Origin of the sequence: Ruminococcus flavefaciens ATCC 19208 (assembly GCF_000518765.1) — a bacterium.
Classification (GTDB): domain Bacteria; phylum Bacillota; class Clostridia; order Oscillospirales; family Ruminococcaceae; genus Ruminococcus; species Ruminococcus flavefaciens.
Genome location: NZ_JAEF01000023.1, coordinates 25,355 through 42,681 on the forward strand (window position 1 = coordinate 25,355; position 17,327 = coordinate 42,681).

The 17,327-nt window shown below is 43.4% G+C and carries 12 protein-coding genes; 10 read left to right on the forward strand and 2 right to left on the reverse strand.

Going from position 1 to position 17,327, the window contains the following annotated elements:
* Nucleotides 1–305: 305 nt before the first annotated feature.
* From L870_RS0106095 to L870_RS18435, 8 genes are all read left to right on the forward strand, one after another.
* Nucleotides 306–1,706: an MBOAT family O-acyltransferase gene (locus tag L870_RS0106095; RefSeq protein WP_028517394.1), complete on the forward strand. Its 1,401-nt coding sequence runs from the start codon at nt 306–308 to the stop codon at nt 1,704–1,706.
* Nucleotides 1,707–1,721: 15 nt separating this feature from the next.
* The gene (locus tag L870_RS18430) at nt 1,722–3,200 is read left to right on the forward strand and encodes a DHHW family protein (protein WP_051411436.1); all 1,479 of its coding nucleotides are present in this window, start codon (nt 1,722–1,724) and stop codon (nt 3,198–3,200) included.
* A gap of 9 nt (nt 3,201–3,209) precedes the next feature.
* Nucleotides 3,210–5,006 (forward strand): HAD-IIIC family phosphatase, encoded by a 1,797-nt coding sequence (locus tag L870_RS0106105; RefSeq protein ID WP_028517395.1) that lies wholly within the window; start codon nt 3,210–3,212, stop codon nt 5,004–5,006.
* On the forward strand, nt 5,003–5,245 hold the full coding sequence (locus L870_RS0106110; protein ID WP_028517396.1) for an acyl carrier protein: 243 nt from the start codon (nt 5,003–5,005) through the stop codon (nt 5,243–5,245). Before L870_RS0106105 ends, L870_RS0106110 begins: the two co-directional genes overlap by 4 nt.
* Nucleotides 5,245–6,105: a metallophosphoesterase gene (locus L870_RS0106115; RefSeq protein WP_051411437.1), complete on the forward strand. Its 861-nt coding sequence runs from the start codon at nt 5,245–5,247 to the stop codon at nt 6,103–6,105. Before L870_RS0106110 ends, L870_RS0106115 begins: the two co-directional genes overlap by 1 nt.
* A gap of 143 nt (nt 6,106–6,248) precedes the next feature.
* Nucleotides 6,249–7,010, forward strand: coding sequence for a 23S rRNA (guanosine(2251)-2'-O)-methyltransferase RlmB (rlmB, locus tag L870_RS0106120; RefSeq protein WP_028517398.1), 762 nt, complete (start codon nt 6,249–6,251; stop codon nt 7,008–7,010).
* 10 nt (nt 7,011–7,020) lie between these two features.
* The gene (locus tag L870_RS0106125; RefSeq protein ID WP_028517399.1) at nt 7,021–9,552 is read left to right on the forward strand and encodes a hypothetical protein; all 2,532 of its coding nucleotides are present in this window, start codon (nt 7,021–7,023) and stop codon (nt 9,550–9,552) included.
* Nucleotides 9,553–9,620: 68 nt separating this feature from the next.
* Nucleotides 9,621–11,036 carry an LCP family glycopolymer transferase gene (locus tag L870_RS18435; RefSeq protein ID WP_051411438.1) on the forward strand — a complete coding sequence of 472 codons (1,416 nt, stop codon included), beginning with the start codon at nt 9,621–9,623 and terminating at the stop codon, nt 11,034–11,036.
* Nucleotides 11,037–11,073: 37 nt separating this feature from the next.
* Here L870_RS18435 and L870_RS0106135 read toward each other — a convergent pair whose 3' ends face one another.
* Entirely contained in the window at nt 11,074–12,345 is a 1,272-nt protein-coding gene (locus tag L870_RS0106135) for an aspartate aminotransferase type Ic (RefSeq protein ID WP_028517400.1), read from the reverse strand.
* A 329-nt stretch (nt 12,346–12,674) separates the two neighbouring features.
* On the opposite strand from L870_RS0106135, the gene L870_RS0106140 reads away from it, so the two are divergent.
* Together L870_RS0106140 and L870_RS0106150 are read left to right on the forward strand one after the other, a co-directional pair.
* Entirely contained in the window at nt 12,675–14,366 is a 1,692-nt protein-coding gene (locus L870_RS0106140) for a dockerin type I repeat-containing protein (protein WP_028517401.1), read from the forward strand.
* 212 nt (nt 14,367–14,578) lie between these two features.
* On the forward strand, nt 14,579–15,460 hold the full coding sequence (locus tag L870_RS0106150; protein WP_162148432.1) for a tetratricopeptide repeat protein: 882 nt from the start codon (nt 14,579–14,581) through the stop codon (nt 15,458–15,460).
* A 53-nt stretch (nt 15,461–15,513) separates the two neighbouring features.
* Here the strand turns inward: L870_RS0106150 and L870_RS16805 are convergent, their stop codons facing one another.
* Nucleotides 15,514–17,139 (reverse strand): cellulase family glycosylhydrolase, encoded by a 1,626-nt coding sequence (locus tag L870_RS16805; protein WP_155250150.1) that lies wholly within the window; start codon nt 17,137–17,139, stop codon nt 15,514–15,516.
* Nucleotides 17,140–17,327 lie beyond the last annotated feature (188 nt).

The following is a 17,327-nucleotide window of genomic DNA, read 5'->3' on the forward strand; positions in this document are numbered from 1 at the left end:
TTTATCCCCCTTTCCTGTAATGGGAAAGGGGGAATTTTTACCTGTCAAAAACTTCGCATAAAAAAAGGGCTTTTTTGTAGTTTGATACGATTTTTATAAAAAGCAGGTTATTTTTGAAAATCAGTGTCATTTTCTCTTGCAATTCGACAGCTTTTGTTGTATAATATTCTGTGCAGGCTTGCAATGGTCTGTACAAGTTTTCAACTTTGATAATACTTATATTATTTTACATTGCTCCGCCTGCTTTTACGCGGTATTACTACAGACAGATATAAAAAGATTATTTGCAACAAGGCGGTAGAACAATGGTTTTTTCGAGATTATTCTTTATATATATTTTTCTTCCTCTGTGCCTGCTGTGCTATGCTGTGGCAAGAGGAACTAAAGCCAAAAATACGGTGTTGATTATTTTCTCACTTGTTTTCTATGCTTGGGGAGAACCCGTGTATATCTTCCTTATGCTCATAACTGCTGTGGTCAACTATACAGCAGGTCTGCTCATAGGGAAATATCAGGGGCAAAAGGGCGATACTGCGGCAACTGTGTCTGCTGTTGTCTATGATCTCCTCATGCTTGGAGTTTTCAAGTACAGCGGTTTTATCGTGGAAAATATCAACGCCCTTTTTTCGTCCTCAATACCTGTTCCAAACATCAGGCTGCCTATAGGTATAAGCTTTTATACCTTCCAGACCATATCATATATCATAGACTGTCACTGGGAAAAGGTCAAGCCGCAGAAAAGCTTCAAGAACTTTCTGCTCTTCCTTACACTGTTCCCGCAGCTTGTAGCAGGTCCTATCGTAAGATACAGCACCATCGAAAAAGAGATCGAAGAACGCACCATTACTCTCAGCGATGTTTCATACGGTCTTAACAGAGTTGCTCTCGGTCTCGGCAAAAAGGTACTGCTGGCAAATCAGCTCAGCATTATTGCAGACAGTTTCCTCGGAAACATCGGAAGCTCAACAATGCTTGGAGCATGGTACGGTGTTATTGCTTACGGCTTACAGATATACTTTGATTTTTCGGGATATTCCGACATTGCCATCGGTCTCGGAAGAGTTTTCGGCTTCCACTTTGACGAAAACTTCAAGCACCCGTTCATATGTAAGGATATTACCGAATTCTGGCAGCGCTGGCATATATCTCTCAGTACGTTTTTCCGCGACTATGTGCTCTATATCCCTATTTTCGGCAAGCGCAGAAAGTACGGCGGACTCTTCCTCGTATGGCTCTGTACTGGTATATGGCACGGCGCAAGCTGGAACTTCATAATATGGGGACTTTATTACGGTATCTTCATTTTCATCGAAATGAAGATAGGCAAGAAAAATATGAAAAAGATACCTGTGGTTATTCGTCATATCTACAGCAAATTCGTTATATTCGTAGGCTTCGGCATATTCTATTTTGAGAAGCTTGACAAGCTTGGCACTTTCTTCAAAACTGCTTTCGGCTTCGGCAAAAACGGATTCATTGCCGTACAGGATAAGATATCCCTTATGAACAATATGTACCTTGTGATCGTGGCTGTAATATGCTGTTTCCCTATAATCAGCAGCATAAAGAAGGTATCGGACAAGCATTTCGTAACAAAGGCGACTGTTACTTCTGCCGCTGCTATAGCTTCTGCTCTGATACTTATAGTTACAAGCGTTATGCTCGTCGATGCTACGACAAATCCCTTCCTTTACTTCAGATTTTAAAGAGGATAACAACAAATGAGTGAAAATAAAAAGAATACATCGTCCGAAAAAGATACAAAAAAGGACGCTGAAAAAAACACCGCACGTCCTGAACCTGTGATCTCAATTGCAGCTTCGGATCGTGAAAATACAGAGATAGATATACCCGTGAAGTCTAAAAAGCTCCGCCGTGAACGCAGGAAAAAGACTCTTAACGCTATCGCACTTTCAAATATAATTCTTGTGGGCACTGTTCTTGCAGGCGGCTTCGCATACATGACAATGCTCCCTCACGAAACAAAAGCCGACGACGAGAACCGTATGCTCACAAAATTCCCGAAATTTACCGCAAAAACATATGCAAACGGTCAGTTTACCGAAGGCATTGCCGATTTTTTTGATGATACCGTTCACAACAGAGCCGATATAAAGGAGTTCATCGCAGATAATCTCATGCCGCTCAAAGGCAGAAAATACGGCAACGGCGATGACGGAGCAGAGCTTTACGGAAGCGGTTTTGAAAAAAAGAAGGCTCTCAGTGTTACTACAACATCAAAGCCCGAGATTATCGTTACCACCGAGACTACTGCTGTACAGGCTACAACAGAGCCTGCTACGGAAGAACCTGCTCCTGCTGAGGGAGAGCTCACAAACAATATCCTCATCGTCAACAAGCGCGGCATTACGCTTTACGGCGGCGGATGGGGCACTGAGTATGAATACGCTTCCTACCTTAATGAGTACAAGGAAAAGCTCGGGAATGTCAATGTATATTCTATGGTGCTCCCGACTTCAAGCTCATTCTATCTGCCCGACAACTATAAAGACCTTGCTCATAGTGAGAAGGAAGATTTCGACAATATAAACGGAGCTTTGCAGAATGTTATGTCTGTTGACGCATACTCGGCTCTCAACGCCCATAAGGACGAGGCTATCTACTCCCGTACAGATCATCATTGGCAGCCTCTTGGTGCTTATTATGCTGCTCAGATCTTCGCACTTACCGCAGGTGTGCCTTTTGCAGACCTTTCCGAATACGAGACCGTCACACTTCCCGGCTATGTGGGTACGCTTTATATGTACACCCAGAGCGCAACTCTCCTCAATAACCCCGAAGATTTTGTATACTACAAACCAAAGACTCCCGTAACAGTAACTCAGTACGATACACGTTTTCAGAACCCTGTTGTGGCTAATCTGCTGTTTGACCCTTCGGGTATGCCGAATTCGGGATATTATATGGTATTCGGCTCTGACGAGAGAATAGTCCATGTTAATACAGAATGCAAGAACGGAAGAACTCTCGTTATCTTCAAGGACAGCTACGGAAATGCGCTCCTGCCTATGCTGACAAGCTCCTTTGAGAACATCTACCTCTGCGATATCCGCTATTTTGAGCTTAATGCAATAGATTTCATACGTGATGTCGGTGCTACAGACCTGCTGTTCTCAATGTGTTCCTTCTCGGCTGTGGGTGTGAACAGAAACAGTATATACAACAATCTTATCAGATAAGGAGACATAATGAAAGAGCTTGTTTTTCCTTTTGACTCTGCATATATAATGAGAAAAAAACGCGGTCTGCGCAAAGAACTCCTCAGCGACGGCAGCGTCCGCATAAAGAAAAAGATCGCCGTACTCGGCGGTTCAACAACCGATCATATCGTTTCTGTGCTTGAGCTTTTTCTCCTGAATTTCGGAATTGAACCTGTATTCTATCAGTCTGAATACAATAAATTCTATGAAGATGCTGTTTTCGGCAATCCAGAGCTTGACAGCTTCTCCCCTGATATGATCTTTATCCATACAACTTCGAGAAATCTGACCTGTACCCCTGAAAGCCCTTCAGAAACTGCCGAAAGCGTTAAGTCAAGGCTCAATGAGCAGAAAGATATATTCAAACAGGTATGGGAAAGCCTTGAAAAGCGTTTCCACTGCCCTGTTATACAGAATAATTTTGAGCTTCCGCTGTTCCGCCGCTCAGGCAGCTTCGACGGCTGGAGTACCTGCGGGCAGGCTGCTTTTATACAGCGCATGAACGTTTTTGTGTCGGACTGGGCGCGTACACACAAGGGATTTTTCGTGAATGATATAAACTACCTTTCATCGGTCCTCGGACTTACAAAATGGCATAATGCCGATGACTGGTATCTATATAAATACGCTATGAGCACCGAGGTTATCCCCGAGCTTGCCTACAGCATCGCTTGTATCATCAAGTCGGTATACGGTAAAAACAAAAAGGTCATTGACCTTGACCTTGATAATACACTATGGGGCGGAGTTATCGGTGATGACGGTCAGGAGGGCATAGAGATAGGTCCCGAAACTGCCACAGGCCAGTCATTCAGTGAGTTCCAGTCTTTTCTCAAGGGCTATAAGGACTACGGTGTGCTTCTTGCTGTATGCTCAAAAAACGAAGAGGAAAATACTCTTCTGGGATTAAAGCACCCAAGCAGTATACTTGCTCCAGATGATTTCGTGTCCATAAAAGCAAACTGGCAGCCAAAGGATCAGAATATTGCCGAGTCGGCTGATGAGCTGTCTCTTGGCATAGACTCTTTCGTCTTTATTGACGATAATCCTGCGGAATGCGCTATAGTAGAGGGACAGCTGCCTGCGGTGCAGACAGTTCCCATGACAAGCGTACACGATGCAATGTATGCACTTTCAAGAAGCGGATATTTCGAGATAACTTCCCTTTCCGCCGATGATATGCACCGCTCGGAGATGTATGCGGCAAATGCCAGAAGAGCCTCTCAGCAGAAGCAGTTTGTAAACTATACCGATTACCTGCTCAGTCTTGATATGACGGCTGAAATAAGCGGCTTTGAGCCTGTATACATTCAGCGCGTGACTCAGCTCACCAACAAGAGCAATCAGTTCAACCTGACCACAAGACGCTATACCGAAAACGAGATACAGCAGCTCAGTACCAGCAGTGACCATATATGTCTCTGCGGTCAGCTCAGTGACAAATTCGGCGATAACGGCATAGTCTCGGTAGTTATCGGAAAAATAAAAGGCAATGAGCTGGATATCGAGCTGTGGCTCATGAGCTGCCGCGTTCTCAAACGTGATATGGAGCTTGCTATGCTGGACGAGCTTGTGAAGCAGGCTAAAAGTAAGAATATCACAGAACTTAACGGCTATTACTATAAAACTGCAAAGAACAATATGGTATCGGAGCTGTACGGTGATTTCGGCTTCACTCTGATCAAAAAAGACGAAAACGGCGACTCGGTATGGCATCTTGATATCACTGACTATAAACAAAAAAACAAAGTCATAAAAACAAAAGAAAAGGAGCTTATAAAATGAACACAAACGAAATTATCCCAAGACTTAACGAGGTTTTCCGCGATGTTTTCGGTGACTCCTCAATTTCAGTAACAGCTTCCACTACAGCTGACGACATTGAGGACTGGGACAGCATCGAACATATAAATCTTATCGGTGCTGTTGAATCAGAATTCGGTATGCGCTTCAAGATGCGCGAAGTCTCAGGCATGAAGAATGTGGGAGAAATGATAAACATTATCGCAGAAAGAGGTAAATAATGGGTAAGAAATTATCGCCCAAAGCTAAAAAAAGATTAAAGATCATGCTGATACTGCTGGTTATATTGATTATCCTCAGTGCATGGGGATTTATGATGCAGACTGTAAAATACAAGGTAAAATCTGATAAGCTTGACAAGGGGCTCAGGATTGTATTTATCTCCGATCTGCACAACTGCTTTTACGGTGACAAAAATCAGTCACGCATCATGGACGCAGTACACAAAGCTGATCCGGATATCGTTATTTTCGGCGGAGATATCGTTGATATGTGGGGCGGCACCGAAAACGCTCTCACACTTATGAAAGCGCTGTATATCGAGTATCCCTGCTTTTACTCCCCAGGAAATCACGAGGAGATGCGAAGCGATATTGACGAATTCTACGAAAAAGCCAAAGCCTTTGGTCCTATACTCATTGGCGAGGACTATGCCGATTACACTGTAAACGGACAGAATATCCGACTTTTCGGAGCTGAAAACGCTGAAGCATGCCATAAGTATTCAACTCAGCTTCAGGAATGCTTCGATAATCTCGATGACGACCACTACAATATCCTTGTCGCTCATCAGCCCGAGGACATCGACTCATACCTCGGCAAGGGCTTCAATACTGATAAGTCTTTTGACCTTATCCTTTCGGGACACGCTCACGGCGGTCAGTGGAGAATACCTAAGATACTCGATCAGGGACTATATGCACCACAGCAGGGATTGTTCCCGAAATACACCACGGGTATGTATGAGTACGGCGATACAGTCCACATCATAAGCCGCGGACTTGCAAGACCCCTGAGAATGATATTCATACCAAGAATATTCAATCGTCCGGAGCTTTCAATCATAGATATAAACAGATAAAAACAGCTGTATTTCCACAAAAATAAAAAACACTTGTAATTTCAGGCGATTAATGATATAATAGGAATGATATTTCGCTTGAAGCAGTTATCACAAACACAGAACAAAAGGAGCATGGGCAGCTTTTGTGCCCTCTGTAAGATATGGAAAAAGAGAAAAATATTACAGAAGCGTCCGAAAATATAATATGCGGACGCAATCCCGTTATCGAAGCACTTAAATCAGGTGCTAACCTTGATACTATATATATCAACGGTAACGGCGGAAGCCTCGGTGTTATCCGCCGACTTGCAAAAGATAATGGCATCGTCGTAAAAGATGCCGATGATAAAAAGCTCTCAAGACTTTCAGGCGGCGCTTCTCATCAGGGCGTTGTTGCCGAAGGAGCCTGCGGCGAATATGTCTCAGTTGAGGATATCCTTGCTGTTTCACAGAAAAAGGGCACCAAGCCTTTCATCATCATCTGTGATGAGATCGAAGACCCTCATAATCTCGGTGCTATTATCCGTACTGCCGAAACATCTGGAGCTGACGGCGTTATCATACCTAAGCGCAGAAGCGCTTCTCTTAACGCTACTGTTTTCAAGACCTCGGCAGGTGCAGCAAATTATGTACCTGTTGCCAGAGTCTCAAACCTTGCAAGCTGTATCGACACCCTCAAGGAAAACGGTGTTTGGATATACGGCACCGATGCCTCGGGCACTGATTACTCCGAGACCGACTTTACGGGCGGAGTTGCTCTTATTATAGGCTCTGAGGGCTTCGGCATGAGCAAGCTTATCCAGAAAAAATGCGACTTTATGATAAAACTCCCCATGCTGGGAAAGATCAATTCACTCAATGCTTCCGTAGCAGCCGGTATCTTTATGTATGAGGTACTGCGTCAGCGCAGAGGCAATAACTAAGGAGATAATTATGTCGGAACAGAAACCATCGCTGGAGGCTATTCTGGACGAGTACTCTCCCGATAACCACGAACCTAAGACTAAAGTGGGCAGAGTAGATGCCCAGAAGATCATAAATTCAACTGTAGACTCACCCGACATCGTTCAGAAAGCAAAATCGAGACCTCCCGTTTCTCACGAGAAATCCGCTCTCTTTGATAACGCACTCCGCAACGAACAGCCTGCGGACGCTGTCAAGCCTGCCGACCTTTCAAGGCATAAGATAGCCGTTGTAAGCTCGGATGCAATGAGCGAAATACGTACAAATCCTCAGCGAAAGGTCATACCGTCAGGTGTAGTCACCCCTGTACAGATGAATCCCGATGAAGCTCCCAAAATAAGGCGTATGAGCGAATCAACACGCGCCAAGGAAGCTGACGAAAAAAAATATAAAAAGAAGCGCAAGGGCAGAAAGGATAACGATTATACCTACGCTAAGGAGACTCCAGAGGGAGAGTATATGTATTCTCCGCCTGAGTTCAAAAAGAAAAAGCGAAGCAGGATACAGATAATACAGGCTGCCGAAAGCCCTGAGGGGCGAAAGCAGATAACCGATATCGTTCCTTCCCCTGCTGCTGTTGAAGCTGCAAGACCTGTTGAGCCTGCCCCGAGAGCAGAGCTCACAAGTATTAATCTCAGCGAAAAAGCTCAGATAGACGCAGGTCAGCTCGATGTCCACATTACTCAGGAAGCTGACGAATATATGTCAGTCCATTCAAAGCAGAAAAGGACAAAGCGTATCGTCGATTTCAATTACTACGGCGATGTCGAAGATGTAGGACGAGATATATATGAACTGAAAAGCACTATTTCCGTCAGAGTCGTAATTCTCGCTATGACGGCTTTTCTGAGCTTATTCATCACTGTATCAAACCAGTTCCAGCTCCCGCTGCTGGACTTCCTTAGTATGTCTCATATAAAGACATATCTTACTACACACCTGCTGCTTGGCGTTATCTCGATACTTTCGTCAATGGCTGTCATCACAAAGGGTGTGAAAAAGCTTGTCACTCTTAAAGCAGACGGCGATTCAATGACGGCTGTGACAGCATTATCCTGCCTCATTGCCATAATCCCTGCATTTCTCAGACCTGATCTTGTAACAGCCGAAAACATACATATATATATGCCTGTAGGTATACTCGCACTGTTTATCAATTCCGTTGGCAAACTCCTTATCATAAGGCGTGCGGCAAGGAATTTCAAATTCGTTTCAAAGAATTTCGACAGACACGGTGTGACCTATGTTACCGATGAGGAACGTGCTGAACGTATAACAAGAGGTACTCTCGGAGACTTTCCTATCCTCGTTTCCATGAGAAAAACGGACTTTCTCACAGACTTCCTGAGATATACCTATTCATCTGATATGACTGATGAATTCTGCAAAAAGGCTACTCCAATATGCTTTATTGCTTCAATTATAGTTTCATTCTTCCTTACATTCTTCTGTAAGGGCACTTTCTTCAACCTTGACTCAGCTGCATTCGGCTTCTCCATATTCAGTATGATCATATGCGCTACTTCCTGCATCGCTATGCCGTTTGTAGTCAATATACCGCTGGAAAATGTATCAAACAGCGCTATCAGGAACAAGGGCATAATGCTTGGATATCAGAGCGTTGATGACTTTTATGACACTAATTCAATACTCGTTGATGCAGGCTCTCTTTTCCCTGAGGGTACTGTAAGACTCGACGGTATAAAGGTATTCTCAAATACAAAGCTCGATGAAGCTCTCCTTGAAGCTGCAAGCCTTACGGCTACAGCAGGAAGCATAATGTCTCAGCTTTTCACTGATGTCATCGCAGGCAGAAACGGCGTACTTTACCCTATCGAGAATTACTCATACGAGGAAGGTATGGGTATGTGTGGATGGATAAACAACAAGAGAGTCCTCTTCGGAAACCGTGAGCTCATGACAAGCCACAATATCGAAGGAGTTCCTACAAAAACTCAGGAAGCTGAGATGATCGACGGAAATAAGGACGCAATGTACCTTTCTATATCGGGCAATCTTGCTGCAATGTTCGTAGTTGATATAGTTGCAGACCGCTATGTTAAGAAGTGGTCAAAGAAGCTCTGTAAAAATAAGATATGCTTATTCGTAAAGAGTATCGATCCATGTATCACAGTTAAAAAGCTCAACAGACTCTTCGGTATACCCGAGGATATGGCAAGGATACTTCCCAAAAAGCTCCATGAGGACTTCTATGAGGAGACTAAAAAAGCTGTCCGCCTAAGCTCTTCAATGGCTACTACAGGTAAATTTGCATCACTCGCCGAGCTTCTTATCGGCACTAAGGTAGTCCACGCATCAGCTATTATCGGGCTTATCCTACAGACAGCATCAATACTTCTCGGCTTCGGACTGTGTATGCTTCTGTTACTTTCAAAGGCATTCCGCTCCAATTATGTATATATGTCAGCTACTGCACTGATAGTTTATAATGTAGTGTGGGCTGCTGTTACATATATAGCCGTAAGCATCAAAAAAACATAAATAATCAAAGAACCTGTATCTTCCGAAAGCGCTGATACAGGTTCTTAAAGCATAGAAAGGACACAACCATGCCAAACAGATATAATGGCAAAGACCATGACGAAATAAAAAATACTGACGATGAGGATACAATGCTGCTCCCTGATGATCTTAATGATTACAGGGCATATCGGCAGCCAAATCAGGAGCTCCCACACCTGAGGAGAGTCGGCAGCAATGCCCCCCGTCCACAGCAGAAAAACGGCGAGAGAGTGTATACTTCAAACGATCCGCCCCAGTTCCCCCAGTCGGGACAGCCGCCTCAGTTCCCTCACAGCTCTGCTCCACCTCCGCCGATGCATCAGCAGCAGGACGGACAGTATTACGACTATAATCAGCAGCCGCCTCAGAACTACAGCGGCTATACACAGGCTCCGCAGACTGCTCCGACAGCACCGCCTCCACCGCCGCCCCAGCGTCCTGCTTCTCAGAAAAGAACTTCGCAGGCTCCCGAGCCTGAATATCAGCCCAAAAAGAAAAAGCGCAGGCATAAATCTCTTGCTGGAAAGATAATCGGCAGGATAATAAAGTCTCTTTTAGGTATATTCCTTGTGCTTTTCGGAGTATACTCGTGTACTTCCATAAGCCTTATAAACAAGATGAACCATGTTGAAACAGGAAACCGTACTCACTATTCAGATAATGTCGGCAGAGGTCATGTACGCAGTGTGCTTGTAATCGGTACTGACGGTAGAACCAATGATGACCGCGGACGTTCGGACTCTATGATACTCGTCTCACTTAACAGCAAGACCAATGAGCTTATTATGACTTCATTCATGCGTGACTGCTATGTTGAGATCCCCAACAACGGCTGGAACAAGCTAAACGCTGCCTATGCATTCGGCGGTCCTGAGCTTCTCATGGATACTATCGAGTATAATTTCGATGTACGTATAGACGATTATGTTTCTGTTGATTTTGCTTCATTCGTATCCGTTGTTGACTCTGTCGGCGGAATTGATATAGAAGTGAGTGACGAAGAAGCAGAAGAAATAAACGTTATCCTCATATCTGAGGTAAATGAACTTATGGGCGATGACAGAATGTCCGACCTTCTGGAACACGGCGGAAAGCTCCACCTCAACGGCAAGCAGGCACTCTCCTACTCTCGTATCCGTAAGGTCGGCAACAGCGACTTTGAACGTACAGAGCGTCAGCGCAGAGTTATGTCCCTTATCATTGCAAAACTCAAGTCGTTCAGACCTTCAATGTTCAAACACCTTGCATCTGACGTTATTCCAGATGTTTCAACGAATATGTCAACACTCGATGCTTATCTGCTCTCTCTTAGACTGCCTTTCGCAGCAAGATATAAAATGAAGCAGATACAGATACCTTACGACGGTACATTCTATGGCGCAGATGTTGATGTGGGAAATGTTCTGCAAGTAGACTTTAACGCAAATATGGACGTTATCGAAAGAGAAGTATTTGCAAAATAACATAAAAAGCCTCCTGATATTCAGGAGGCTTGATTTTTTATTCAGCAAGAAGCTTTTCAGCAGCTGCTATCTTTACGCATATCACAAACAGCTCCATTGCCTTTGCGAGATCCTCTATCGGAGGATATGTAGGAGCAAGTCTGATGTTCTTGTCCTCTGGATCAACTCCGTATGGGAAAGTAGCGCCTGCACCTGTAAGTGTTACGCCTGCGTCCTTGCAGAGCTGAACTATTCTCTTTGCACAGCCGTTCGGAGCATTGAATGAGATGAAGTATCCTCCCTCAGGTGTTGTCCATGTACCGATACCGAGCGGTGCGATCTCACTCTGGAGCTTTTCACATACAAGACTGAACTTTGGAGCAATGATAGCCATGTGCTTCTTCATATGCTCAACCATATTTTCATATGTACCAAAATACTTGACATGGCGCATCTGGTTCATTTTATCGTAACCAATTATGCTGATGCCGAGATACTTTTTAAGCTCTTCGATATTCTCCTTGCTTGCGCCCATTACTGCAACGCCTGCACCGGGGAATGTTACCTTTGATGTTGAACCGAACATATAAACAATGTTCTCGTTGCCTGCCTTCTTAGCCTCGTCAAGTATATTAAGTATATACTTGGGCTTATCTGTAAGATGATGTATGCAGTAAGCATTATCCCAGAATATTCTGAAGTCCTTTGCAGCGGGCTTGAGTGCAGCAAAACGCTTTACTGTCTCGTCGCTGTATGAGATACCGTCAGGATTTGAATACTGCGGTACACACCAGATACCCTTTACAGCTTCGTCCTTTACAAGCTCCTCTACCATATCCATGTCAGGACCTGTAGGAGTCATAGGAACATTTATCATCTCTACGCCGAAAAACTCAGTTACCTTGAAATGTCTGTCATAACCGGGTACAGGACACAGGAACTTGATCTTTCCGCACTGTGACCACGGCTTGCTTCCGAGTATGCCCTTATTGAATGCGCACTGTACTGTAAAGAACATGGCATTAAGACTTGAATTACCGTAAATGATGACTTCATCAGAAGCAACGCCCAGCATATCCGAAAACAGCTTCTTTGCCTCGGGAATACCGTCAAGTATACCATAATTGCGGACATCGTTTCCGCACTCGCTCATAAAGTTTCCGTCATCGAAAACCCTGAGCATATCTACACTCAGCTCAAGCTGTTCCTTACACGGATTACCTCTTGCCATATTGAGACAAAGCCCCTGACCCTTGAAGTCATTATAGAGCTTCTCGTTCTCGCTCTTGAACGAAGCGATCTCATCTTTTGTCATCTGGGATAAATTCATTATAAGGATCTCACCTTTCAAATATTTATAAGTGCATAACAGCACAAAATCTCCAAATAAAAGTATATCACAGCATTCGGACATTTTCAAGTGACAATATAACAAATTATAATGCAGGAAAACTTTTTTTTTTGTTGTTTTCGCAATTATGCCTGTATATAGCGATATTCTCTTTTGGAATGGCAATAACTCCATATATTTCAAATGTAAATGTTTGATGAAAAATAGGCGAAAGTTATTGACTTTTATGGCGATTTTGTATATAATATAAGTATATAGAAAAAGTACATAGGGGATGGGAATTAATTGCTTCAGTAGGAGGTATCTTTATGAAAAAATTAATCTCATCGACGATCTCTGTTGTGACATCTATGGCTATGCTCGCCGGCGGCTGCTTAGGTTCGGCATTTGCTGAGGGCAATACGACATCGCAAGGATCGGAACAAATGGAGAGCGAGGTATATCTCGGGGATATTGATATATTTTCGCCTCAGACTCTTAACAATCCTGAAATTGCTTCAAACTACAATATCGGTTCATATAATTACGGTGATATGCTTGATGAAAACAATCTTGCAGTATACAATGCCGTAAAAGCTTTTACAGGACCGACAGACCAGGCATTTACTGTAACACTCCCGAATCCTGTAAGCGTAAAGCTTTCATCTTCTCCTTATTCATCAAGAGGCTTCAAGGACGAAGACGCTGAAAAGCTTCAGAACGCATTTATTGAAAACTGTAAACCCGGACTGGACTGCGCATTCTTTGATATGCCTGAGCTTTACTGGGTAGAACCATCAAACTGGGCTATTGCCATCGGAAAGGATACGTCTTTTACTTCAAACTGGCCTTTATCAAGCGGATATACTGCATATATATACAGTATTACCATATATCCTGCTTATCTGAGCTGCTTTGAATCAGTCGATGAGGCTGCGGATTATGGCAAAAAGCTTGAAGATGCTCTCGAAAGTGTTGACATTTCAGGAGAAACAAGATATGAACAGCTGAAAAGTATCCATGATTACATAGCTAAGTTTACATTTTATGATACGGATGCAAAATTCAGCAGCTCTTCACTTGGTGCTCTTGTTGAACCGGGAGTTGTATGTGAAGGATATTCCGAGGCTTTCAAGCTCATCTGTGACAGACTTGATATTCCCTGTGTATGTGTTTTCGGCAACCTCAATGAAGAAGACAATTCTGCACATATGTGGAATTATGTAATGATGGAGGACGGAAACTGGTACGCTATGGACGTAACATGGGACGATACTGACGGAAATGGCGGTCGTCAGGTAAAGTATGATTATTTCCTGAAGGGTTCAAAGCGCTTCTTCACAAATCATACTCCTGAAAATGCCTATACCATTACTCCGCTGAATTATCCCGAGATATCCGAAAACGATTACGTATACACGAAACCGGTAACAACAACATCCACCACTACTACTACGACTACCACCACAACAACGACAACATCAAAGCCAACTACTACGACAACTACAAAAACAACAACGACTACATCAAAGCCGACTACTACGACAACTACAAAAACAACAACGACTACATCAAAACCAACCACTACGACAACTACAAAAACAACAACGACTACATCAAAGCCGACCACCACGACAACTACAAAAACAACTACAACAACATCAAAACCGACTACCACGACAACTACAAAAACAACTACAACAACATCAAAACCGACTATCACCACTACTACAAAAACGACTACAACTACTACTGCAGCACCTTTCACATCCACAACTACTACTTCGTCCACGACCTCTACCACATCACAGACCACGACCACCACAACCACCACTGTTATCCACGAAAAGCTTATAGGAGATGTCAATCGCGACGGCGAAGTAAATGTTGCGGATCTTGTTTACTTGCAGAATTCACTGCTCGGCAAGGTTAGGCTGCGTTCTATGTGCGACTGCAACGAGGACGGGCTTGCTGATGTTTTTGACCTTATATTCTTAAGAAAACTGCTTATTAATCATTAATTGTTCTTCCATTTTCAAAACGTCAGAGGCTCCGAACTTATATCGGAGCCTCTGTACGTTAATGCAGCTTTACAAATATCATGCTTTGTGGTATTATATCAAGATAAGTACGTTCCTTGCCGTGTACATCATAAAGATATTCGTTTATGCTTTCGGCTGTATGCCGATACCGACCATTAAGAAAGGGCTCCGTTTCCGGGAGCATGAAAAATATGAAAGAACCATATTCAAAGCGTAATAAGTTCATAATGATCTTTACCGCTGTTTTCATGCGGTGGGCGATGATGTTTATTATCATCTTCTCCCTTATATCTTTTATCGACCTTTTTTCATCAGGTCTCAGCGGACGGCAGACTGCAAATTCTATGACTTTCCGTGTTATTTTTGCAGCTATCGGTTCCGTTATCGCAAACCTTGTTGCAAGACTGTTTATTTTACCGCGTCTTAACAGACAGTATATGGTATTCCGCAAAATACTCCAGAAGATCGCTGAGTGCGGATACTCTGACGAGGTCATATCCAAAATGGAGGATCAGCTCACATTTTGCAGAGCTGAGCCGCGGAAATACACTGCTTATACTAATCAGTATGCCATGTTTCTTGCGGAAGCCTACATGTCTCTGAGACAGTTTGAAAAGGCTGAGGCAAAGCTTGAAATAGCTGATATCGACTTCATGCAGGTACAGGCTAAAAATCCTGAATCTCTGCCTGCACAGCATAATATCGTAATGCTTTGCGTTCTGTGGGTACAGCTTTACGCAGGTCGGAACGATAAGAAAAAGGTGGAGGATCAGCTCAGGAACAGCGAGCGATATTTCGCTAAATACCGTGGAATGAACGAGATCACCGACTATTTTATGGATACAGCTTATTTTGAATCTCTAATGATACATGAGCAGTATGACAATGCTTTGAAGCTGCTTAACAAGTATGCTAAAGATGAACAGCTCTCATTCGGTGTTTTCCTTGATAAAGCACGATGCCTGAAAAAAATGGGCAGGCTCGACGAAGCAGCTGCTTTCTTCGACAGAGCATATGAACAGGCTACAAACGACTGGCGCAGAAAAACAGTTGATATTGAACGTAATATATAATGAAAGCTCCTGAATTATCAGGAGCTTTCATTTTTATATTTTGAATGGAGTATTTATGATTTTACAGGCTCAAGTGTTGCTATCTTATGGAGAAGGAATTCCTGGATACGGACAGCATCGTTTGATGTTATACCCTTGCTTGCGGTATCAACATCTCCGTTTGCCTGACCCTGTGCCGTGATGGCGTTGGCATCTGTTCCGCCGATCCCGTATTTGTTCGGATTAGCAAGGCTCTGCATGATAAGAACTATATCTGACATATCAATATCGCCGTCACAGTTGACATCGCCCCATGTATTTGCCTTAGCTTCAGGTGCGGCTGAAGTTGTAACTGTTGAAGCAGTCGTTTCAGATGTTGATGTAACAAGTGTAGAAGTTACTGTAGTTGTCGAAGTTATGGTAGTGGTAGTAACAGTTGTTGTAGTCGTTGAAGTAGTAGTAGTAGTTGTTGTTGTTGTTTCCTTTGGCTTGAAGCCAGATATCTCGTTAAAAAGCTTCTTTAATTCCTGATCTACAAGCTTGCAGACAGATCTGTCATAATGTCCCTTGATAACAGTTCCGTCATCTGTAGTCGAATCCGGAGTTGACCAGAGTACGGGACAAAGTCCGTGTTCGTATGCTGATTTGCAGACAGAGCTAAGGAAAAGTCTTACAGACTCAGGATCTTTTCCCTTTGTAGGACAGCCGTATTCGCCGACAATTACAGGTATACCCTTATCTATGTATCCCTTTTTCATCATTTCCATATTGTCATTGAGTTCCTTGTAGTCATCAGCTGTTCCCCATGTAGAACGAGCCTTTGCCCATGTTTCATCCTTATCTTCGAGGATAGCAAACCCAGCGGGAGTATAGTAATGCACGGATACTGCCATACGGTTTGCGGGATCGTCAGGCATTTTGAAAAGCGGATCACAGGTGCGGTCAAAGCCGGTGTTATAGCCTGATATAAGCAAATGACGCTTAGGATTGTTGCCCCCTGAATTCCTTACAACATCTACAAACTTCTGATTTATCTCGTTTACAAGTCCATAGGATTCAGCCTTTCCGTCGGTACTTCCCCACGGATTCCATACGCTCTCCCAGCCAAGCTCCTCATTCTGTGACTCAAACATGAGCTTGTCACCGTAATCCTTAAAGCTGTCAGATATCTGCTCCCACATTATCTTGTAACGCTTCATGCACTCGTCCTTATTATCAGGGAATGTATTTACCCAGCCGTTATCCCAGTGGATATTGATGATACAGTACATATCAGCATCTATTACCCAGTCAACTATCTCGTGTACACGCGCATCAAGTTCATCGCTGATCTTGTAATTTTCTCCCATAAGGTTTGACCATGCAACTGGAACGCGGACAACTCCAAAGCCCTCATCAGCCATTCCCTGTATCATGGCTTTTGTTATAACAGGACTTCCCCAAGCTGTCTCATAGTCCTTAACGGTAAGGATCCCGTCGCCCCACTGTGCATCAACATCGGCGATCCAGTCTCCGCAGGCTTCCATAGTATTACCGAGGTTTATTCCTATTCCCATATCCTTGACTATTTCCATAGTCGTCATGTCGCGCATACTGTTATCAGCAGCATATGCTTTTCCGTCTGACTGCGGAAAGCCTCCGAAATAAGAAGCCACTACCACAGCCGCAAGTACAAAACTGCACTTTTTTGTTCTCATCATTATTTCCTCCTTAGATCTTAATATCCCGATCAGACCTTTTACCCATTTGTATTATAACACCTTTTTTTACGCATTGCAACATAATATTGATATTTTTCAAAGTTTTATGTATTAATATTACTATAAAATACACCTAATCTTCATTTTTTTCACCTTAAGTCATAAAATCAGCGGCACAAATGATCTGT